Origin of the sequence: Shewanella sp. Actino-trap-3 (assembly GCF_002836275.1) — a bacterium.
Taxonomy (GTDB): Bacteria; Pseudomonadota; Gammaproteobacteria; order Enterobacterales; family Shewanellaceae; genus Shewanella; species Shewanella psychromarinicola.
On sequence record NZ_PJCE01000001.1, the window covers coordinates 4,026,002 to 4,048,187 of the forward strand.

Sequence of the window (22,186 nt, forward strand, 5' to 3'; positions counted from 1 at the left end):
GTCTCCTAGCTGTATCAGCTTGCTGGCCAGTACTCTCTAATATCGGTCAGTGGTCGATATAAAGTTAACATCACTTCGGTATCTCCACTTTCGTAAACTTCAATATCCACGGCGTGAGAGTCATCAGAATTAACTAAACTATAGCCTTCAAATCCTTCACCGCGGGCATCATCGTCATTTTGAGGCGGTTTAAGGTCTCGATAATCTTGACGATGAAAATAACCAAAACAGCCAAACTCGACTTGATGATATTCATCACTAAGCCATTTATCCCACTCAGCACTTAGCTCGGAGGGAAGCGTTTGCACGCTGAGTGTTGCTTTGCCTGGTTCTTCAAATATTTCAGCAAAGGCCTCAAGAGCAAACAATTGTTCAACCTCCGCGCGATTGATTTTCATTGAAATACTTAAGTAGGGTTCATCTTCTTTTATATAGGATAAATAAATTGCGCTGCCGCTATGGCCACGTAATAAGAATTCACAAAGCTGCGAGCGCTGGTATTCATAAGTATGAATACCCTCAACCTTAAGCTGTTGCCCGCGCAATTGCGTAGGCAAAGCAAAACTGTCATCAAAGGTGATCATATCACCCTTGAGCAGTTTATTGGGATGGTCAAGCTGGCGCTTCGGGGCTTCTTTTTTGCCAAATAGGCCGCTAAGAAATCCCATATTCGCCTAGCCTTTTCGTGCTTTGATGCGATCTAACACGGCATTGGCATTCGACTTTTGCTCACCAATACCTGCTTGAGCTAGTTTGGCATGTAATGACTTGTCGCTACTTTCATCCGCTAATGTTTCTGACGCCTTTAAGCGGTCATCAAACTGCTGTTGACGTGCTTTGATACGCTCAAGTGAATCTTTAGCATTAAGCAGTTTAGAGTTGCTTGAGGCAAACGAGTCAGTAATAGTCGCGGTTGCTTTTTGCACGCTTTCAGTGGTTTTAACCATGGTTAATTGACGTTGGTAATCATTTAACTGACGCTCGGTCTTTTTGACTAAGTCTTTTAAACGCAGCGCATGGGAACTAAAGCTGTCATTGGCAGTTTGTTGTTCGGATAACTCTTCGTCTAACTGAGCAATCTTTTCAGCAATTTCAATAGCTAATGCTTCATTACCTTTGTCTAGCGCTTGGGCCACATAACCCTCGTGTTCGGTAACGCTGCGCTTTAAGCGATCAATTTCACGACTGGCCTGCATTTCTTTTGCCATGACATCAGTTAACTCACGCTTTGCGCGAGTTAAATGCTTTTCTGCATCACGAATTTCTTGTTCAAAAATACGGGTTGAGTTTGCGTCAACGACAGTCTGGCCAACTTCGGTTGCACCACCACGAAACGCTGTAAGAATCTTGTTTAGAATGCCCATAATTGGCTCCTTAGTTTAAAAATTCGACGAGTTCGTCGATAACTTCCAGACAGTTGTCTGACAGAACGGCTAATTCTTGTTCAATTTCTTCCATGCTTGATTGCACAGACAAAGCACCGTAAACCACATATTTATCATCGATTTTCGCAAATGATGATAATGGCATTGGAATGTTGAGCTCTAACATGGTCTCAAACATTTCAGCGCGGCGATCTTGGTTTACTTCGTTTTCGCCCCACAGATAACTGATACACAATATTTGGTTGTCAGTTACTGATACAAACACCGGAATTTCTTCACGGCTGACAATATTGACTTGTAACACTTCAACATCACCGTCAATCGGATAACAATCAAACTGAAAACCGGTTTTGCTTTGATCGCAAAGTCCATTTAGGTGACTTGCAATGGTATGGATGTTCATATTTGTCCTTAATTGACATATTATGTCTGTGAGTAACGATAGCATCTAGACATAATATGTCAAGCGCTATCTGGTTCAATTAAAAAAGATTAATTACTTCATATTCTGACCAAGCTGCTAGGTGATAATGATACAGCTGTAATGAACCAATTTCGTTTACGTTAATGCTATCGATATCATCATAAAAATCACCCGGGAATTCAAATGAAGCCTTGATTAAGCCTGGGGTTAGCCACTCTTCTGGCACTGGTAGTGTCTGTAATGTCGCGAGTCGTTGTTGTGGGTTTTTGCCCATTTTACTGCCCATGCTCCAGCCCCATTCACCAAAGCTAGGCACATTATGATGATACTGTTTTACATTAAATCCTGCTGCAGTCAGTGTCTTGCCAACAGACATAAACGCTTTGCGTGCATGATAGGGGGAGGTTGATTGCACTGTGATGACACCATCGGCGCTGAGCAGCTCATTGAGTTTTCGGTAAAATAAATCCGAATAGAGTTTGTTTAAGTCAGGATGACTTGGGTCGGGTAAGTCAACAATGATGGCATCAAACATTTGGCCTTTTTGGATCAGCTTATCAACCCCATTAAACGCATCGTCAACGACCAGCGTTAATCGTGGATCGTTTAACGAATTTCCATTTAATGCCAGTAATGCATCGCTCAAACGTTGCGGCATATCTGCTGGAGGTGATGTAAATAAGCTCAACAAGTCTTGATCTAAATCCATCAATGTAACCGCTTTAGGTTGCCATTTGAGCACTTGTTTTAAGCCTAAACCATCGCCGCCGCCAATAATGAGCACGTTATTGTGCCGGGCACTGGCCGCTAATGTTGGATGAACTAAAAAACTGTGGTAAATATGCTCGTCGCTACTAGAGAATTGCAAACGCCCATTGATGTATAAATTATAAACTGGCGCTAACCCTCCACCACGTAAACGCTCAGTAAAATTGAGCTGCTGGAACCGGGTTGCTTTGGCATACACTACATGATCTTTATACAATAGATTATTAAAATGTTGTTCCCAATTAGGGCCTTTAACCGCTAAAATCCCAATCACAACACAGGCAATAATATGGCCAATAAGCAGCCATTTAACATGACGAATTTTGGCCCAAAAGCGCCAAATAAATACTAGTCCAGCGAGTAAATTAACACTTGCGGTTAGCGCAGCCGCTAATTGAATATCAATGGCTAGCATAAAGCCGACCCAAATAGCCGCGCCTATACCTGCACCAATGTAATCGGCACCATATATGGTGCCGGCATTATGCAGTAAGTGCGCTTCAGATAAGGATTGCCGAACGCGAGCAATAAGCGGAATTTCCATACCAATCATTAACCCAAGCAATACACCCCATACATAAGGTAAGTATTTGCTGAGGGTTTGCAGGCCAGCAATAAAACCGCCATTGGGTAAATGATCAGGAGGCAGACCCAGCGTATTGGCTATAGCTAAAGGAAGTTGTTGGCCAAACCCAATGACCGCAGCGGTAACAATAATGGCAAACGAGCCGCACAGTGCTACTGTTAACTCGAGCATGGCAAAGCCTGTGAATGCGCATTTTATTTTACGGGCGGCAAATGCTCCTACGCCCATAGACACAATCATCAAACCTATCATGGTGTAAATAGCGGCTTCTAGCGCGCCTAAAATACGCCCCGCATAGTGCGATAATAAGTATTCATAAATAAGACCGCATCCCGCCAGCGAGGCCATGATGCCGAGTAATAAGGCATCATCAAGCCACGATACTTCACGGGAGGGAAGGGAACTTTGCTGTGGGTCCCCCGGTGTTGTGTTAGCGGGAAGATCATCGAGCAAAGGTGTTGTCATAAATTAAGCCATTAACGCCGTAAGAATAAGAGCAACAGCAATACTAATTGCCATTTCAACGGCTGCAATACCAATGTTGTGCTGTTTTTCAACTTCTTCAGCCAGATTGATACCGGCTAACACCAGTTTTTTCACTATGGCGATCAACAGCGATAACACCACCAGCATGATCAGTGAAAAAACGCACCAACTAATAATGTTGCTTAAATGGGCGCTTGGGTCATAAACAATGAAATGGCTGGCCGCTTTAAAGCTTAACGCCATCGCTATCATATAGCCGCTGTGACGTAGTGCTAATGCGGTTTGATTTTGGGTTAATGCTTGTTGCATTGAGGCGCCTTGATTACGTTTAGCATAACGTTTTTCACGTAATCGAGTGAGTATGACTAGCATCAGTTGTGAGATTAAAAATGCACTAAAAATACCAATAAAGGTATCTAGGGTAAGATCTTCTGCCCACATTAATACTGCGCGAATAATAATCGCAGTGGCAATGGCAGCCGCGGCGTCAACCACAGCAACAGAGACATTACCTTTAAGAATTTCATCGTTCTTAGCAAATTCATTTAAGGCTATTTTATCATGTAAAAACCGGCCTAATTTAATTAGCACTAAGCCAAACAAGCCGTAAGCCGACATGCCAATAGCTTCGGTTAAATAAGACGGTGCAGCTTCGCCAGTGATGGCCCCTGTAAGCACAATCCCTAATGCAGCGATCGCACCTGCGGTACTAATACCAAACGCAAAATTGTCGCGCTCTGCAAGCTCAGCGCTGCTATTGACTTTAATGCTCCAACCTTGCAAATAACGCATCAACGCCAGTAAAATTATAGCGATGGTTAAATCAATGGCTAAAATAATCGCCAAATGTTGAGTTAAGCCATATTCTTGAAAAAATGTCATGGTGAGTCCTTACCTATTTTCCACGGCTAACACCGCGACTAGTGCGGCTGCTTGAGTTACGGAAACTACTGTCTTTTGAATAGCTCGAACGGAATTTTCTACTCGCGCTTTGGGTAGTGCTACTGGCTTTGGGTACGCTCGCACTTTGACGTGACAAGCTTGTTGAGCCTGTTCGAGTTTTGGCATAAGGGCTATCGAATCGTTTCCCTTGGCTGTTAAAACGTTTCTTGGTTTGTTCAAAGGTTTTTGCTTGCGAGGTCGCTTGGCTTGGTGATGTGTAACGGTAACGTCCTACATCATTGTAGTAGCTGTAGCCACGGTTACCTGACCAACGACCGTAACCTATTGGACGAGAGAAGTTAGAAAACATCGCATACATGCCATACCAAGCCCAGATTGAGGTGCCGCTTGAATTATTTTGCCAACTACCGTAAGACGGATTGCCCACCAGCTGACTACCAGCACCACTGCCTTCGGAGCCATTTGCCAGCGCTTCGGCTTCACGGCTGATAGCATTGACTCTGGCCAGTTGCCCATTAGACATATCGGCAACTACATTGACGGGATCGGACAGCATATCGTTATACAAACTGCTGTCGGCGGCTTGATAAATATTCTGTGCTTCAGCTAATTGCTGGTCTAAATCAATAAAGTTAGCGCTGTTGTTTAAGTCTTTATTACGACGGGTTAATGACGTAAACATCGGACCTTCTGTGCCAGCATCTTTAGCCAACTCTTCCAGCAATGGGGTTAAATCGGATTGACGCTGAGCGAGAATACGGCAGTATTGTTTGAGTAATGTCGCATTACGCAGCTGATTGTTGTTGAGCGAACTAGCCAACAGATCAAGACGTTGTTGGGCAAGTTGCTGGTACTGAGCAATTTGTTCCGGTCTGTTGTCACCGCAACCGCCAAGGGTTAACGTGACAAACAATACGGTTATCAATGTGAGTACACGGGGGAGGTGACCTACCATGTTTTCTCCAAATGTAGATTTTTCATGTGCTAATTCAATATGACACAGGTTATAGTAATCTGGGTGTCAATGATATTAATCTGAACATTAGACTGACTGATAGATATACCACTCGCGACATAATATGTCCAACACTCATTTCTTTAGGGATCATTATTGCCATGCAAAACCAAGGTGACAAGGTATTATCTGCCGCGATGTTAGCCAGTGCAGATCGTTACTGGTTACGACTCTGTGATGTTTGGCCTGAAGCTAAAACAGCACTGACCGCCGTGCAACAGCAAGAGTTAAAGACCGTATTTGGCTTGAGTGATTATATGGGTGAGCAACTTTGCCGTCATCCAGAATGGATTGTGCAGTTATTTAATGGCTTATTAGATGATGTTGTGCGCAGTGAGTTTGATGCTGGGTTACATTCGCTGTTAGCGGAATTAACGCAAGAAGAACAAGTTAAATCGGTTTTACGTCGTTATCGTAATGTGCAAATGGTTCGCTTAGCGTGGCGTGATTTTTTAAATTACACCCCAGTCGAAGAGTCATTACTCGATTTGTCTGCATTAGCAGAGGCATTGGTTATTGCTGGGCGAGATTGGTTATACCAAGAGATGTGTAAGCAATACGGTACACCGATGAGTGCAGAAGGTAAGCCACAACCTTTATTGATTTTGGGGATGGGGAAATTAGGCGGACGTGAGCTTAATTTTTCATCCGATATCGATTTAATTTTTACCTTTCCAGAACATGGTGAAACCGTTGGCGGTCGACGGACTCAGGACAATCAACAATTTTTTATTCGCATGGGCCAGCGTTTGGTTAATTTACTCGACCAAGTGACCGTAGATGGATTTGTATTTCGGGTCGACATGCGTTTACGTCCTTATGGTGAAAGTGGTCCTTTGGTGGTCAGCTTTAGTGGGTTAGAAGACTATTACCAAGAGCAAGGTCGCGATTGGGAACGTTATGCCATGGTCAAAGCGCGAGTGCTTGGTCCTTGGTCGGGCTATTGTGACGAGCTCCATGATTTATTACGCCCGTTTGTTTATCGGCGTTATATTGATTTTTCTGCCATTGAATCACTGCGTAAAATGAAGCAACTGATTGCCCAAGAAGTTAGGCGTCGTCAGTTAACTGACAATATTAAGCTTGGTGCTGGCGGGATCCGTGAAGTCGAATTCGTGGTGCAAAGTTTTCAGTTGATCCGTGGCGGACGCGAGCCTGCATTGCGACAGCAAAGTTTATTTGGCGCCATTGATACCTTGTACAGCCTAGGGCAGTTGGAATATTTAGCCGTCGATGAGCTTAAACACAGTTATATTTTATTGCGTCGCGTGGAGAATTTATTGCAGGCCATTGACGATAAACAAACGCAAACCCTGCCCAATAATGAACTCGATTGGCAGCGTTTATGTTACCCGCTAGGGGTAGAAGACGAAGCGGCACTTCGCCAAAAAATCAACAAAGCGATGGCAACCATTCATGGTCACTTCAATGACACAGTAGGCGGGGCTGACAGCCACGAACATAATGATCATTGGACCTGTTTATTTTGGAATATTCAGCAAGATGAACACGCTAATGCCTTGTTGCAAGAGCAACAAATCAATGATGCCGAATTATGGCCACTATTAAATGAGTGGCATCAAACGGTGTCCAAACGTTCTATCGGGCCGCGAGGACGTGAAACGCTCGATAAGCTAATGCCTAAGTTGCTGGAAGAATTAGTCAATCAAGTTAAACCGAGTCAAGCGTTTAAACCTGTGTCAAAAGTGCTGGATAAAATTTTAACCCGTACCACTTATCTAGAGCTTTTGTGTGAAAACCCGGGCGCTCGACAGCAGTTAGTCAGTTTGTGCTGTGCAAGTCCTTGGATTGCGCGCGAGCTGGCCAATTTCCCGATGCTGCTAGATGAGTTAATTGATCCGTCGCAGCTGTATGACATTACCTCGATTGATGATTACCCTAGCGAATTACGTCAGTACTTGTTACGGGTACCAGAAGATGACATGGAACAGCAAATGGAAGCGTTGCGGCAGTTTAAATTGTCTCAACAGCTCAAGATTGCTGCCGCCGATGTGACTGGCGTTTTACCTGTGATGCAGGTAAGTGATCATTTAACCTTTTTAGCCGAAGCCATTATCGAGCAAGTCGTGCTGCAAGCTTGGCATCAAGTGGCGTCTCGCCACGGTATTCCCGAGGAAACTAGCCCTAGCAACATGGGGTTTGCGGTGATTGGTTACGGTAAACTCGGTGGCATTGAGCTAGGTTATGGTTCTGATTTAGATTTGGTTTTTTTACACGGTCATACCGGTTCTGGCACTACAGATGGCAAACGCCCGATCGACAATGGCTACTTTTACTTAAAACTGGCTCAGCGAATTGTGCATTTATTTGCCACCCGCACAACCTCGGGTGAATTATATGAAGTCGACATGCGTTTACGACCCTCTGGCGCATCTGGCTTGTTAGTCAGTGAAATTGAGCATTTTGGTGCCTATTTACAACAAGAAGCCTGGACGTGGGAGCATCAAGCTTTAGTGCGGGCTCGTTTTGTGTTTGGTGATTATTCGCTGGCAGGACGCTTTAGTGAGCTACGCTCGCAAGTCTTGCAAATAGAGCGAGATAAAGTGGTATTGGCCAAAGCCGTCAGGGACATGCGTATCAAAATGCGTGAGCACTTGCTCCGCGTTGAGCCAGGGCAATTTGATTTAAAACAGAGTGCTGGTGGGATTGCTGACATCGAATTTATCGCTCAGTACCTAGTCTTAGCCTATGCCTACCAATATCAAGAGTTAACCATTTGGTCTGATAATGTGCGTATATTTGAAGTATTAGCTGAGTTGGAGTTATTGCCTATCATGCAAGCCCAGCAGTTAACTCAAACCTATTGCTGGCTCCGCGACGAGAATCATGAACTGACATTGCAACAATTACCCAGTAAATTATCCAAGCAAAGCGTGCAGCAAAAAACAGAAAGTGTGGTGGAGATTTATAATCATATTTTAGGGGTTGACGGTTAATTAAATGGATCCAGGTTGATATCTCGTCAGTTAATAGCTGTTTTCAGTATCGATTGGGTTGATAAGTTTAATCGACTCCCAGTGCTAATGATTTAAGTCTGTGCAATGTGAAGAGGTATGCGAAATCCACCAAGATATTTCATGTTGTGGTCATGCCATTAACCTGCAAGGTATTAGCGCGTTTTGAGCAGAAGGTGGTTCAACATCAGCTTGGATACAGCAAGCCATAGCGCCACGCGTATTAGTAAAGCTGTGGTGCATCGACAAGCAAAGCCGTGATTAACTTCATACCATTATCAGCTTAACGTCGATAACGCGATGTTGGTTGATAAAGCCGCTCATCATCAGGCTAAATAATACCGGATGAGATAAACCAATACTAACTTGAGGCATTCGTTTTGGTTCAAATAATATGGGCGTTAAGCTAATTTATAACGGTTTACCCTAGTATCTGCGCAATCCACAATTGGTAGACGGGTAGGCCTATTAATACGTTAATCGGAAACGTTATCCCCAGCGACGCCAACATAGCCAAGCCGATATTCGCATCCGGTATCGCCGCCTTAATTGCTGCAGGAGCCGCAATGTAAGATGCACTGGCACTCAGGGCTGCAAGCACCAAAATACTGCCAGAGGGTAAATCAAGTAACACCCCTAAACCGATACCCGCCCAAGCCAGTACAAATGGAATGACCGCTGCAAATAATAATAAACGCCATTGCTTGTATGGGATCGGTAAGCACACTTTAGCGGTACTAATCCCCATTTCTAATAAGAATAGTGCTAACAAGGTTTTAAAACCCGCCAATAACATTGGTGTGAGTGGTGCCATGCCGCTGGAGCCATATATCCAGCCTATGACCACCCCACCACAGAGCAACACTACTCCGCGACTTGTCAGGGCTTCGTGCAATACGCTGCCAGCCGAAGCGTGTTGACTATTTCCTGCGGTTTTGGCTTGTAAATAACGATGTAGCCATAACATGATAATAATCGCAGGCAGTTCAAGTAACACCAGATACAATGTTGTTTCAGGTCGTAAAGGCCATTGAGATTGATCGACCATGGTCATCACCACGGCAAATGTTCCCGCACTGACTGAGCCATAATGGGCCGCAATGCTAATGGCTTCTTTTTGTGGTAATTGAATTAATTTTCGAAGCAAAGGGTAAAGAGTCAGTGGGATAATAAACCCAAGTGCAATAATAGACAGTAATTCAGTGATCGCTAAATTTTTTGTTTCACCATGCAGTGCCATTCCGCCTTTAAGTCCTAGCGTCAGCATTAGCAAGATGGACAGGGTTTCGTAGGTGGCTTTAGGGACTTTTAAATCTGATTTGATCAGTCCAGCAAGCAAACCTAGGGCAAAAAAGGCAATCACAATATCAGGCATGGTATAGGTTCAGTCTGTTATAAAGTATGGTGATTTTGCCTTGTTGTGTTAACAAATGGAAATGTTTTAACTGAAAAAGAAACTGCAATACTGAGCCGCTTTAAACTAAGCCGTTCGATTAAGGACTGATCGATTCAATGCAGATCGATTACTGACGGATCTATTCAATGTAGATCGATTAATGACTGGCCTATTAAAAACTGATCCATATAAGTACTGATCTATCGAGGGCTGATCTATTAAAGGCAATAAGCGTATAGTATCTTTAAATAGCAACATAAAAAATTAACAGCAGAGCATGACATGAAAAATGAAATTGATATTCACCGTGCGTTAAAAGTATTTAACAAAGTCACCCAACATGGCGAAAAGCGTGCCATTGAAGACGGTCATTTTGGCCATGATTATTGGTTATGTGGCATTAGCGCGCAAACAGACCATGATGGTTATACTATTACCTTATCTGACGCTCAGGTCAGCTTAACGGTGTTTTTTCACAATAAATATCAGTTCGAATATCCGACCAGTGATGCCCTTGACAACTTCTTACGTCGTTTTAATGACGTTGAAAATTACCAAGCATCTTAGTCTAGCGCTAGGTGACTAAGCACCGTTAGCCTTAGTACTACAGGCTTATTTTACGCCCATTGTTGCATTTCAATAAGGCGACTATAAGTGCGTCGAAACTCAAACTGTAATGCCCCATCTAGATACAAATCTTCTAAGCTGGAATGGCTATTGAGGATTAACCTCACTTTTTGATCGTAGAGTTCATCCACTAAACTGATAAAGCGCCGAGTGGGATCGTCTTCACTGGCATACGCCAGTTGTCGTTCGCCTGTGGTCGTCGCTACCGCGCCATCTTCGGTGCCGCGCGCTTTAATCCAGCTGCGTACTTCGCCGCCTAATGTAGGCACATTGCTGAGTAAAATATGGCTAAATTGTCCCGCCAGTTCAATATAATCCAATGCCGATCGCGGACCTTGGCACAAGGCTGAAAATTCAAACCAAGCAAGCTGTCCATATTGGGCCGCAATGGCAATATCGCGATGACAAACCTCAATTGAATCTGGATGACTTACGATGCTCGCATTAGCTTGTGGATATTGTTGACATAATCGTTGAAAAACGGCTTCAGGCTTCGTTGATGAAGGCAGTTTCAGCCAAGCTGCTGGCGTTGCAATTGCAGATAGTGTTGCGGCATTGGTTGGTAAACGATGATCAACAGGGCCGTTTAAATGGATTGTCTGGGTGTATTTAAGCAGGAGATCGATCGTCGGTAAAAAACGATCGCGCTGTAAACCATTTTTATATAAGTCCACTATGGGCACATTTGAGGTTGCTACTAAGGTCACGCCTGATTGAAATAAGGTTTCAAATAATCGGCCCAGTAAAATAGCGTCGCCAATGTCAGATACAAAAAACTCATCAAAGCAAATTACAGAGTATTTCGCCGCGATCTGCTTAGCAATATGAGTTAAGGGATCGCGGATCCCCGATGTCTGATTTAATTGCTGGTGGAGCATAGCCATAAAACGATGAAAGTGTAGGCGTAATACCGTTTTTTTTGCTTTAAGTAACCCACCACACTCGCTCCGATCACACAGGCCCTGATACAACAAATCCATCAAAAAAGTTTTTCCTCGGCCGACATCCCCCCACAAATATAAGCCCCGAATGACCGGTTGTGCTGAAGTATATTGCTGATAGAGCGAATCTAAGGCGAGTATTGCTTGATGTTGCGCGGGATCATCAACAATATTTTGTTGAACGCGCTGCTGGTAGGCTTGTAATGGAGACATAACACTTAAGGTAAATTGTTGACCTGGGTAGTATACCATTAACTGTTCTCTTTATTATGGTGTGCATTTCCTTTAAGCTCTCGTGACAAAAAATAACAAATCATTAACTCTGAGCATTAACCCTGAGCATTAATCCTAACAAGGACCTAGAAATGAATAATAAAAATAAGGGGATGACCTATATTGGTGCCGATATGGCATTGGAAGGCGATGTCCGCATCCAAGGCCCTGCCATTGTCGCAGGCCAAACTAAAGGTACCATTAATTCAACTGATCAAATAAAAATTGAGCTGGGTGGTGTGGTTGAAGGTGACGTTTTTTGTCAAGAGATGCGTGTCTCGGGTTTATTTAAAGGCAAATTACATTGTAATAAGTTAGTCATTGTCAGCTCGGGCATTGTTGAAGGTGAGGTGTCGAGCTATCAAATGGAAATTTATGATGGTGGCCAATTTATCGGTATGCGCACCAAGGGACCCGATGCGTTGGGGTTACCTCAAGCTGACGAACCAACATCAGATCAACCGTCATATCAACATTCACATCAATCGAGTGCCGTTACTGCAGCTCATTCACCTTTTTATGCCCGTAAAAAATTCACTTACGCGGCAGTTGCTGCCATCGTGATTATTGCTGGCGTAGTATTACAGCCCACAATCAGTTTGGCGCTAGATAATGACCAAGCGCTATCTTTTGATATCACTCAAGCTAACGTGGCGCAATATCTGCAACCAACATCGAGTGTCACAGAAGACTCTGCGGAATTGGCTAAGCAGAGCGAAGCGTTAATCAATGTAGATCAAACTGACTTGAACATGTCCATGGAAGATTTACCTGCGTTAACGAAAACCACTGAGGCACTCGGTGATAGTCAGAATGTGAATGATAACGATAATGTAGAGCAGAGCGGGTCGGGTCGACCATAAGCACACCTGATAAGTAACCTCATCTCTTATCCGGAGTTGAGGTTAAGTCATAATTTTTGCTATCAAGCTTATAAAAAATGGCTTTGTTAATCACAGTGTTTACTGAATTAACAAAGCCATTGTTGTTATGTCTGCAGAAATCAAAACACCTTTATGGGTTAATGCTTACGGATTAATCCGAGTTGGCATTCCGGTGCGTTGTTCAAGCAAACGCTTTAATGTGAATGAGTCAGTGTCTGGGTGAGCAATAAAGCGAGTTATTTGCTTATCTAATAATAATGCCACGGGCTCTTGTGAATCAAATTCAGCTTGAGTGCGTGATAGTGGCTCATGCACTTCTAGATAACGGTTACCATCAGGCTCTTCAGTGGCTTTAATCGGTTGGTTAATAAACTCAACACGAGTGCCAACAGGTATGCTGTTAAATAAATATTCAATGTCTTCATCACGCAAACGAACACAACCAGAACTTACCCGTAAACCAATACCAAACGTGGCATTAGTGCCATGAATAGCATATAAGTTACCCACATATAGTGCGAATAAACCCATTGGGTTATCAGCGCCAGCAGGCCATACTGCCGGTAATGTTATCCCTTTTGCAGCGTAAGATTTACGAATGTTAACGGTGGGTGTCCAAGTTGGGTTTGCCCGTTTTCGTTGTATTGTTGTCACCCAATTTTCTGGGGTGTCTTTACCAATTTGACCAATACCGATAGGCAATACTTCAACAGTGTCTTTTCCTTTAGGGAAATAATATAAACGCATTTCAGCGCTGTTAATCACCACACCTTCATGCTTAGTGTTAGGTAGAATTAACTGATGTGGGATCAATAAAGTACTACCGACTTTTGGCAAAAATGGATCAACATCTGGGTTTGCTTCTAATAAGTTAGTTAACCCTAGCTGAAATTCTGAAGCAATTTGCTCTAGGGTTAGCTTTCCCTCAGGAACAACATAATATTGATTTTCACCCACTAAATTGCTGCCTTTGGCAGGTAGACGATATTCAACTGCTGCACAGGAAAAACTTAATATAATGGCAGTCGCTCCAATTAACGAAGCGCGTAACGAATTTATCATAAGGGTTATATCATTCCTAAAAACAGGCGTTAAGTTAGTCAGACTACAATATCTTACCAAGCATGACTATTTTGTACAGGTCATTTGTACAGATGATTAGGGCGCATCCTCACTTATTACGCCTAATAATTCAACTCATTTTTTCACTTTGGCTATTTTAATCCCAAGCGTTTAGCAAGCCGATGTAAGTTACCTGAGTCGATTTGCAATTGGCGTGCGGTTGCAGCCCAATTACTCCCTTGTTGGGTAAATATTTGTTGAATAAATTGATTTTGAAACTGATCGGTTGCATCGCGTAAGCTTGTTTGTGGTAAAGAGGTTATCGACTGTTTAACCGTGAGTTTTTTGTATGAGAACGCAACAGAGTGCGAGGTATCTGCAAATTCAAAATGGCTATTTTTAATCATACACATGCCATCTTTTTGGCTTTGGGATTTGGCTAATACGGCGGCTCTATGGATAGCATGTTCAAGTTCTCGCACGTTACCAGGCCAATCATATCGTTCAAGTAATTGCAGTGATGCAGGTTCTAGCCCTAAATGAGTTAAGTGTAACTGTTGGCGATAGCGCTCGATAAAAAAGCCTGCTAACAAGTGAATATCCTGCTGGCGCTCTCTTAGCGGTGGTACGACAATGGGAAACACGCTTAAGCGATGATATAAGTCGGCTCTAAATCGACCTGCTAATACTTCGCTTTTGAGATCTTTGTTGGTCGCGGCAATAATACGCACATCCACTTTTAGACTGCGATCATCGCCGACTTTCTGTAAATCTCCGAATTGTAGTACGCGCAGTAACTTGGCTTGCAAGTTAAGCGCGAGTTCACCAATTTCATCCAAAAATAATGTGCCTTTATCAGCCATTTCAAATTTGCCGCTACGATGACTAATGGCGCCAGTAAAGGCGCCTTTGACATGACCAAAGAGTTCACTTTCAGCAACGGATTCAGCCAGCGCGGCACAATTTAAATATACTAAGGGCTTATTGGCTCGCACAGAATGTTGATGGATAGCTTTAGCTATCAGCTCTTTACCCGTACCCGTTTCTCCTAAAATCAACACATTGAGTTCAGTTGCCGCGACCACATTAACTTCATTAAGCAGCGATAAAAGATTATCTGCTTGACCGATTATTTCGGTGTCTGGGTTAAGTTGTCCTGATGGTTTTGCGTCGGGGATTGTAAGGTTGCTCGCTTGTTTTTCAAGCTCATCAATCAGTAATGCATTGTTTAGAGACGCTGCCGCAATGGCGCTAAAACTGCGTAACTGATGATTACTGTATTGATCAAATTTATGGGGATCGATGGCATCAATGGTTAATGCGCCAATGAGTTGTTCATTGGCAAATAATGGTAGGCCAATACAGGCATGTACTTTTAAGTTACCTTCTACATTAGGAATTAAACCATCGTAAGGATCGGCAAGTTCGCTGTCGGCAGGAAATCTTACGATATCACCCGCTCTGGCAATGGCTTCAAGCCTTGGGTGTTCGTTTAAAATAAACCGCCGCCCCAGTACATCAGCACTGAGTCCATCAATCGCCAAAGGGGTAAATTGATGACCTTGAAATGATAATAGCGCCGCCGCATCGCAATCGAGGGTTTCTCTTACTGTGGTGACTAAACGTGAAAAACGATCGCGATTAGACAAGTTAGCGGTAATATCAAGTGCGATACGGGTTAAGTCTGCTTGACTCAATGCCATGTCAAACTCCAGTTAACTACAAGGTGATGTCATTATGACAAGTGTGAATATAACAACAAGGGTAAAGAGCATAATCTTGATACAAAAAGGGGCCTCGATGGCCCCTTATATGATATTTATCAAAACATGTTTATCAATGTATAGCTTAGCTATTGGTTAATACGGCAGCTTGGTTAGCTTTTACCCCTTTGCTGACGATAGCTTTCTTGATAAGGTCATATAAGAACGCCGCCATCAATAACCCACCAATACTGAAGATAATATCGCCAAACATTCGCATCCATACTAGGTTTTCAACCAAGTCGCTATGGATCACCGCTGGTGAACGGGCATACCAGTAGCCGTGGTCAATAACCGCAAAAAATTGCACGATACCCACAGGCAGTAGCGACATAAATACCATTGCCGCTAAACCAATATTTAAGGTCCAGAATGCCCCTTTAAGGTATTTGTGGTTCCATTGCATATTGCCGGTTAATCCACGAAGACAGAATAGCATTAGCCCAATGCCTAGCATGCCATACACTCCCATAAACGCAGCGTGAGCATGAGTTGCAGTGGTGTTTAAGCCTTGAATAAAGTACAACGAAATAGGCGGATTGATTAAGAAACCTAATACCCCAGCGCCAATCAAGTTCCAAAATGAAGTGGCCACAAAGAACATAATCGCCCAGTGATAACGCTCCATCCAAGGACTTGCTTTACGTAAGCGATAGGTTTCCATGGCTTCAAAACCAATTAACGCTAGCGGCACAACTTCAAGCGCAGAGAAAATGGCTCCCCATGCAATGACGGAAGTTTGGGTACCGGTAAAGTATAAGTGATGTAAAGTACCGATTAAGCCGCCGGTTAAAAACACTACCGTTGAGAACAATACTGCACCATTGGCGCTGCGGGCACGGATAAGACCTAAGCGAACTAACATAAGCGCAATGACAGAGGTGGCAAATGTTTCAAAGAAGCCTTCAACCCACAAGTGCACCACCCACCAACGCCAGTATTCTGCAATCGCTAGGTTTGAGTGTTTGCCCATAAACAGGCCAGCACCATAAAATAAGCCAATCGCGACACATGAAGCATATAGCACCCAAATCACCGGTTGCATGTCGTTGCTGACTTTTAAGGCTGGACGCATTGATGCGGTCACTAACGCTAACCAAATTAATAAGCCCGCCAGCAACAACACTTGCCAAACGCGACCTAAATCAATGTATTCATATCCTTGGTGACCGAATAGGTAGTTCATGTCCAGATCAAAGTATTGTTGTACGCCAAGCCATTCACCGGCCATAGAACCGAGTACGATAACAACTAATGCGCCCCACAGAATGTTTACTCCTAAGCGTTGATACTTAGGCTCGTATCCTGATAGTGCTGGCGCGATATACAGCCCTGTGCCTAACCAAGCTGTGGCAATCCAAAATACAGCTAGTTGAGTATGCCAAGTACGAGTGACCGAGTATGGGAGTATTTCTGATAATGGGAAACCATAAAACTCTTGGCCTTCAACTGCGTAATGCGCGGTAATACCGCCCACTAATATTTGCAGCAAAAACAGTCCAATAGCGGTTACAAAATACTTGCCGACGGCTTTTTGTGATGGCGTCGGTTTGGTAAAAAATAATGGATCATCTTTGGCCGCTTCCGGTAATGCTTCTTCTTTGCAGCAGGCATGGTGCCAAATCAACATGGCAATACCTAAGATCAATGTCACCAAACTTAATACTGACCAAACAATGTTATCTGAAGTCGGTATATTGCCGATTTGGGGATCATACGGCCAGTTATTGGTGTAAGTGTACTCATAGCCAGGACGTTCGGTTACTGCTGCCCATGCTCCCCAAAAGAGAAAACCGTTTAATAATTCACGATGCTCGGCATCAGTGATTGTCCCTTCTTTCATGGCGTATTGTTCGCGTAATGATGATAGGGCTGGGTCGTCACCAAAGAGTGATAAATAGTGTTGACTGACTTCATTTATCGCAGCAATACGCACATTTGATAATGCGACATATGTATTGCCATCAGCGCCTTCAATGACAGTATTATGACGAATATCATTTCTGAGGCCTTGTTCTAAACCTGCCTGCTGCTCAGAATCAAGTTCAGCAAAATCGCGATTATAACGATCAATTGCGGTGATTGATAACCAAGCTTGTGCTTCACGGTGTAACCAATCAGCAGTCCAATCTGGTGCTACATACGACCCATGTCCCCAGATCGATCCCAATTGATGACCGCCCATAGAACGCCACACAAGTTGACCTTGTTCAATATCATCTTTGGTAAATATGGGTTGGCCACTGGTGTCAGTAAAAGCCGTTGGAATAGGGGGTTTTTCTCGATATATGCCACTGCCTAAACTGAGTAATACAGTGAAGGAAGCAACGAGCACGATTAGCAGTGCAATGCCGGTGAGTTTGTTTTTGCTCATAAATCCTCTTAGCGCAAAGTCATTTTGATACAGATAGCATGTATTAGCATAAGTCGTGCCAACTACTTTTAGTTAATTAAAGTATTGATATATATAAATATTAATTTAATCCCAATTGGATTAAATTGTCATTTAGACATTGTTTAATAGTTGTAAATATGACACTGTTGTCATATTTACAATTATTAAATGTGATCATGGTCACCTTGTTTTATTACAAAGGGAGAATGGGTTGAACATGTCGAGTATGAATAGATAAAGCCGATGATAGGCATTTTAGGTCAGACTAATATTCAGTTAATTAATATTTTAAAGTTTATATATCAAGTGTTTAGTTAATTTATTAAGCTTTTTTTACTTCAAGTAAGCAACTGAGCTATTTACTTAGCATGCTAACTAGTTATAATGCTTAGCAAGCTAACTAAATGGCAAGTTAATATGTATAACGAATTAGAACGACTAAAAGAGCTGCATCTTGCGGAGCAACTAGGAAGATTGCATCGATTATGGCGCACAGCCGCAGATGTTGAATTAATTCCACTAGGGTTAACTCATCCTCGTTGGACTGCATTATGGAAACTATTACGTTTGGGTGACGATGTGAGTCAAAAAGTGCTAGCCGATGCGTTAGAAATAGAGCTGTCATCGTTAATGCGTACCTTGGGTCAATTAGAAGCGCAAGGCTATATTAAAAGGCGTTGTTGCGAAAACGATAAGCGCGCTCGAATAGTGAGTTTGACACCGCAGGGGATCGACATTCTTAAACAAATAGAAACACGGATTATGCAAATTCGTGCTGAATTACTCAATGGCATTAGCAGTCAAGAATTAAGTGAGTTTGAACGTGTGATCAGTCTGATTAGTGATAATGCCATGGCTAAACTTGATCCGTCTGCCGACCCTTTTGGTGAGAAATAACATGACTCCAGATCAACAATTTGCCCGCCTCGTTAAGATAGCCATTTTGATGTTTGTTATGGTCTTCGGCTACTTTATGTTTGCTGATGCCGTTATCCCTTTAACCCCTCAAGCGATGGCGACCAGAATAGTGACAAAAGTCACCCCCCAAGTCAGTGGGAAAATAGCGACTATTGCCGTAGCCAATAATCAAGTGGTAAAAAAAGGCGATGTGTTATTTAAGATTGACTCAGTTCCTTACGAGCTTGCCGAAGAACAAGCACAGTTAGCACTGGAACAAGCAAAACAAGATAACGCTGAACTTGATGCTGCCTTATTAGCGGCCAAAGCAGATGTGCAAGCCAATAGATCCAATGCCAAACAAAAGCGCAGTGAGGCGAAGAGAATTGACTCTTTATTTTTGACTCACGGAGTGTCTCAACAACTTAACGATCAGACTGGCAGTGATGCGACGACTGCAGAGGCCAACTTACAGGCCTCCAATGCGCGCTTAGCAAAACTAAAAGTCAGTCGTGGTCGTTATGGTGATGGAAACTTAAAAGTTCGCCAAGCACAGAATCGCTTAGAGCAAGCTGAGTTGAATCTGTCATATACTCAAATTCGAGCCGATCAAAATGGTATCGTGACTAATTTACAGCTGCAGGTAGGTAGTTTTGCTTCTGTCGGCCAACCATTATTAGCATTAGTGTCGGATAAGGTTGATATCATTGCTGATTTTAGGGAAAAAAGTCTTCGCGGCATTGATATTGAGTCGAGTGCTTTTATTGCATTTGATGGCGAACCTGGACGTTTATATCGTGCGCAAGTGAGTTCAATTGATGCTGGAGTCAGCGCCGGACAGTTTGAAGCGAATGGTCGTTTGGCGGCACCACAAGAATCTGCTCGTTGGGTACGCAATGCTCAGCGCTTACGTTTACACCTTGAGCTTGACCAGCAAGCCGTTAATCTACTGCCAGCAGGCGCGCGTGCCACTGTACAATTAGTGCCCAATAGTGGTTTGCTTGGCTTTATTGCCAAGGTGCAAATTAAGGTCATTAGTGTGCTGCACTATATTTATTAAATGACCTCTTACATTTAATCAGTATTTCTCTAATCCATAACAATGGCTGACTTTCTCTTTGGTGGTTGCTTTTTTTAGCAAACGCATCAATCAGGATGAGTTCTTTATTGTGGAATATTTTCCCCGACGCGTAGGTATTTCAGATGTTGTTACGCCATAGTCCTTTGACTACAAACGATTTACGTCAATGCTTGCGCATTGCAACAGGCGCAACGCTAGGGTTTGCGATTTGTAAGTTTTTCGACCTAAGTTATGGGGTGTTTTTTACCGTAACCCCAATGCTATTACTCGGACTTGTGCCCGTGATGAATGCGCATGCGATGCGTCAACTGTTGGCATCATCGGTCATGGCTGGGATTGAGGTCGGTATTCTAGGTGGTTTATTTGGTTCTCACCCAGGGATGATATTGCCCATCGTTTTTGGGCTTTTTTTGTATCGATTTGCGGCAATGTCACGTGGAAGCTTGTTTTTATTCGGTGCTAATGGGGTGATCAGCTTAAGTATTATGCTGCACTTTGCCAGTTATCCGAGTGTGGATATTAACAATCTTATTTTTAGCAATTTTTGGGCGACGGCAGCGTCGGTGATCATTGCTTATGCCATGACCGCCCTATGGCCCGATGTTGAACCTCGCTCGCCAATGGCAGCCGTGGTTAAAGCGCCTAACCGTATGCGCCACGAAGCCTTGCTGGGGGCATCAATTGCCACCGCATCATTTTTGGTATTTCAGGTGTTTAATTTACAAGATTCCATGTCAGCCCAAGCCACCACTTTGTTATTGTTATTCCCAATGCATTGGAATGGCGCACTCGGTTACGCCCGAAAACGGGCTATCGGCACCTTGTTTGGGGTAACATTTGGGTTGCTGGTGCAAGGATTACTTTATGATTGGTCTGGGTTACTTACTTTTGTTATACCACTATTGTGGATAGGCCTTATGTTATTTAGCCAAGTGCATGTGAGAGAGGCGAGTGGTTCAGGAGTAGGGTTTGGCGCTATGACGACCTTAGGTATTTTGTTTGGTCAGTACTTAACCCCCCAAAATGATCTGATTTTTAGTGCTTTATACCGTGTGAGTAGCATTTTGGTTGCGATAGTCGCGACATTATTACTGTGTTATTTGGTACATCGGCTATTAAATCGCTTTGAAGCAACTCGATTTGGTGTTTAGATTTAGTTGTTTCTAGTGTTATTTACTTACCTTAGCCGGGCATTATTACGCGTCTGGCGATATTAACGTAACGTTAAACGGATCCTCGTCCTATTTGTTTATTACCCCGTTATAATAAAGTAATCAACCCGCCAGCTAATGGCATAGGATTATGCAAAACGGGTATAAAAAAGTGACTCAAGGTTATCGGCCTGAGTCACTTTATTACTTTATCAACGGCGAAGGTTAACACGATTGTTTACAGTAGATTATTGCCAGCCGAGGGTCCAAAGCTGTGGGTCTTTAAGATCGCGCCAGTCAATGACAAACTCTTGTGCATTCATTTCTGCACGGATAAGACATTCAACCACGTTTTGTTGTTCGTCATACTCGACTTTAGCGACAGTAAAATGCTTCAGCTTTTGAACCACGTTAACCTTGGTCCACTTACTATTAAGTAATTTTTTAGGATGAATTAGGTTCATATTCGTTCTCATGTTCACAGTATTTCGTTGCCCGTATTAACACTCATGTTATGACTCATACAGTAACTCATGGCGTACCTGATCAGTACTGGTGTTAGTCACTGTGAGAGTGACTAACTAATAACTGCTGCAATTGGCTTAGATCATTGATAATAATATCGGCCAAATGTTGATAAGTACTGTCAATCCCATGATTAATAAAACAGGCGATCATGCCAGCATTATTAGCCGCTTGAATGTCGTATAGGTAATCCCCCACATAGATAATATCTTGAGGGGCTATTTGCCATTGAGCAGCAATCGCCAGTAGAGCATCGGGTGCCGGTTTTGCTGGGTAATCTTCGCGGGTTAGCACGTGGTCGATAGCAATATTATTCTGTTTTACCTTTAATGCGCTTGCGGCAAGACTGTTACGCGTTACGATGGCGATGGGTAATTTTGCCGCTTCAATGGCATTAATCAGCTCGGTCATTCCTTTGATGGGCTTGGCACTCAACGCATCTTGGTATTCATGATCCAGAATAATCTGCTTTGCATCGGCTTGAGAGACTTTACAGCTTAAGTCGTCGACATAGTTAAGTAAGTCTATGCCATCAGGGCAACCAATTTGCTGGCGAATTAAGCCGAAGTCTAAGCTAGACTCAACTAAGGTGCCGTCTAAGTCAAAAATAATGCCTTTTATTTGCATGGGTAAATTCAATGAATTCCTT

19 protein-coding genes are annotated in these 22,186 nt (G+C 43.2%); 6 read left to right on the plus strand and 13 right to left on the minus strand.

The features are described 5' to 3' along the window. Positions 1 to 14 precede the first annotated feature (14 nt). From CXF80_RS17520 to CXF80_RS17545, 6 genes are all read right to left on the minus strand, one after another. A complete protein-coding gene (locus CXF80_RS17520; protein ID WP_101034201.1) occupies positions 15 to 668 on the minus strand; it encodes a hypothetical protein in 654 nt (217 codons plus the stop codon). 6 nt (positions 669 to 674) lie between these two features. Then, a complete protein-coding gene (locus tag CXF80_RS17525; protein WP_101034202.1) occupies positions 675 to 1,364 on the minus strand; it encodes a PspA/IM30 family protein in 690 nt (229 codons plus the stop codon). 10 nt (positions 1,365 to 1,374) lie between these two features. Further along, the gene (locus CXF80_RS17530) at positions 1,375 to 1,788 is read right to left on the minus strand and encodes a YjfI family protein (protein WP_101034203.1); all 414 of its coding nucleotides are present in this window, start codon (positions 1,786 to 1,788) and stop codon (positions 1,375 to 1,377) included. Positions 1,789 to 1,867: 79 nt separating this feature from the next. Then, positions 1,868 to 3,628, minus strand: a complete 1,761-nt coding sequence (locus CXF80_RS17535) for a polyamine aminopropyltransferase (RefSeq protein ID WP_232772149.1) — start codon at positions 3,626 to 3,628, stop codon at positions 1,868 to 1,870. Between the two features lie 3 nt (positions 3,629 to 3,631). Next, positions 3,632 to 4,531 (minus strand): DUF350 domain-containing protein, encoded by a 900-nt coding sequence (locus tag CXF80_RS17540; RefSeq protein WP_101034204.1) that lies wholly within the window; start codon positions 4,529 to 4,531, stop codon positions 3,632 to 3,634. A 13-nt stretch (positions 4,532 to 4,544) separates the two neighbouring features. Continuing rightward, on the minus strand, positions 4,545 to 5,507 hold the full coding sequence (locus CXF80_RS17545) for a hypothetical protein (protein WP_101034205.1): 963 nt from the start codon (positions 5,505 to 5,507) through the stop codon (positions 4,545 to 4,547). Positions 5,508 to 5,668: 161 nt separating this feature from the next. Here CXF80_RS17545 and glnE point away from each other — a divergent pair, with 161 nt between their 5' ends. Further along, entirely contained in the window at positions 5,669 to 8,524 is a 2,856-nt protein-coding gene (gene glnE / locus CXF80_RS17550; RefSeq protein ID WP_198554785.1) for a bifunctional [glutamate--ammonia ligase]-adenylyl-L-tyrosine phosphorylase/[glutamate--ammonia-ligase] adenylyltransferase, read from the plus strand. 439 nt (positions 8,525 to 8,963) lie between these two features. Here the strand turns inward: glnE and CXF80_RS17555 are convergent, their stop codons facing one another. Continuing rightward, positions 8,964 to 9,917, minus strand: a complete 954-nt coding sequence (locus CXF80_RS17555) for a sodium-dependent bicarbonate transport family permease (RefSeq protein ID WP_101034206.1) — start codon at positions 9,915 to 9,917, stop codon at positions 8,964 to 8,966. A 303-nt stretch (positions 9,918 to 10,220) separates the two neighbouring features. On the opposite strand from CXF80_RS17555, the gene CXF80_RS17560 reads away from it, so the two are divergent. Next, complete coding sequence (locus tag CXF80_RS17560) at positions 10,221 to 10,505, plus strand: DUF3081 domain-containing protein (protein WP_101034207.1); 285 nt, start codon at positions 10,221 to 10,223, stop codon at positions 10,503 to 10,505. Positions 10,506 to 10,555: 50 nt separating this feature from the next. Here the strand turns inward: CXF80_RS17560 and zapE are convergent, their stop codons facing one another. Continuing rightward, the gene (gene zapE, locus CXF80_RS17565) at positions 10,556 to 11,758 is read right to left on the minus strand and encodes a cell division protein ZapE (RefSeq protein ID WP_101034208.1); all 1,203 of its coding nucleotides are present in this window, start codon (positions 11,756 to 11,758) and stop codon (positions 10,556 to 10,558) included. A gap of 113 nt (positions 11,759 to 11,871) precedes the next feature. Here zapE and CXF80_RS17570 point away from each other — a divergent pair, with 113 nt between their 5' ends. Next, positions 11,872 to 12,642, plus strand: coding sequence for a polymer-forming cytoskeletal protein (locus CXF80_RS17570; RefSeq protein ID WP_101034209.1), 771 nt, complete (start codon positions 11,872 to 11,874; stop codon positions 12,640 to 12,642). A gap of 165 nt (positions 12,643 to 12,807) precedes the next feature. Here the strand turns inward: CXF80_RS17570 and CXF80_RS17575 are convergent, their stop codons facing one another. From CXF80_RS17575 to CXF80_RS17585, 3 genes are all read right to left on the minus strand, one after another. Beyond that, a complete protein-coding gene (locus CXF80_RS17575; protein ID WP_101034210.1) occupies positions 12,808 to 13,725 on the minus strand; it encodes a L,D-transpeptidase family protein in 918 nt (305 codons plus the stop codon). A 152-nt stretch (positions 13,726 to 13,877) separates the two neighbouring features. After that, positions 13,878 to 15,428, minus strand: a complete 1,551-nt coding sequence (gene norR / locus CXF80_RS17580) for a nitric oxide reductase transcriptional regulator NorR (RefSeq protein ID WP_101034211.1) — start codon at positions 15,426 to 15,428, stop codon at positions 13,878 to 13,880. A gap of 145 nt (positions 15,429 to 15,573) precedes the next feature. Then, on the minus strand, positions 15,574 to 17,862 hold the full coding sequence (locus CXF80_RS17585) for a nitric-oxide reductase large subunit (protein ID WP_101034212.1): 2,289 nt from the start codon (positions 17,860 to 17,862) through the stop codon (positions 15,574 to 15,576). A 438-nt stretch (positions 17,863 to 18,300) separates the two neighbouring features. Here CXF80_RS17585 and slyA point away from each other — a divergent pair, with 438 nt between their 5' ends. From slyA to CXF80_RS17600, 3 genes are all read left to right on the plus strand, one after another. Further along, positions 18,301 to 18,780, plus strand: a complete 480-nt coding sequence (slyA, locus tag CXF80_RS17590; RefSeq protein WP_101034213.1) for a transcriptional regulator SlyA — start codon at positions 18,301 to 18,303, stop codon at positions 18,778 to 18,780. A gap of 1 nt (position 18,781) precedes the next feature. Beyond that, positions 18,782 to 19,840, plus strand: coding sequence for an HlyD family secretion protein (locus tag CXF80_RS17595; protein WP_101034214.1), 1,059 nt, complete (start codon positions 18,782 to 18,784; stop codon positions 19,838 to 19,840). Between the two features lie 143 nt (positions 19,841 to 19,983). Beyond that, entirely contained in the window at positions 19,984 to 21,012 is a 1,029-nt protein-coding gene (locus CXF80_RS17600) for a DUF2955 domain-containing protein (protein ID WP_101034215.1), read from the plus strand. A gap of 248 nt (positions 21,013 to 21,260) precedes the next feature. Here the strand turns inward: CXF80_RS17600 and CXF80_RS17605 are convergent, their stop codons facing one another. Both CXF80_RS17605 and CXF80_RS17610 read right to left on the minus strand, forming a co-directional pair. Further along, complete coding sequence (locus tag CXF80_RS17605; protein WP_101034216.1) at positions 21,261 to 21,476, minus strand: TIGR02450 family Trp-rich protein; 216 nt, start codon at positions 21,474 to 21,476, stop codon at positions 21,261 to 21,263. A gap of 94 nt (positions 21,477 to 21,570) precedes the next feature. Then, entirely contained in the window at positions 21,571 to 22,176 is a 606-nt protein-coding gene (locus CXF80_RS17610; RefSeq protein WP_101034217.1) for an HAD family hydrolase, read from the minus strand. Between the last annotated feature and the right edge of the window lie 10 nt (positions 22,177 to 22,186).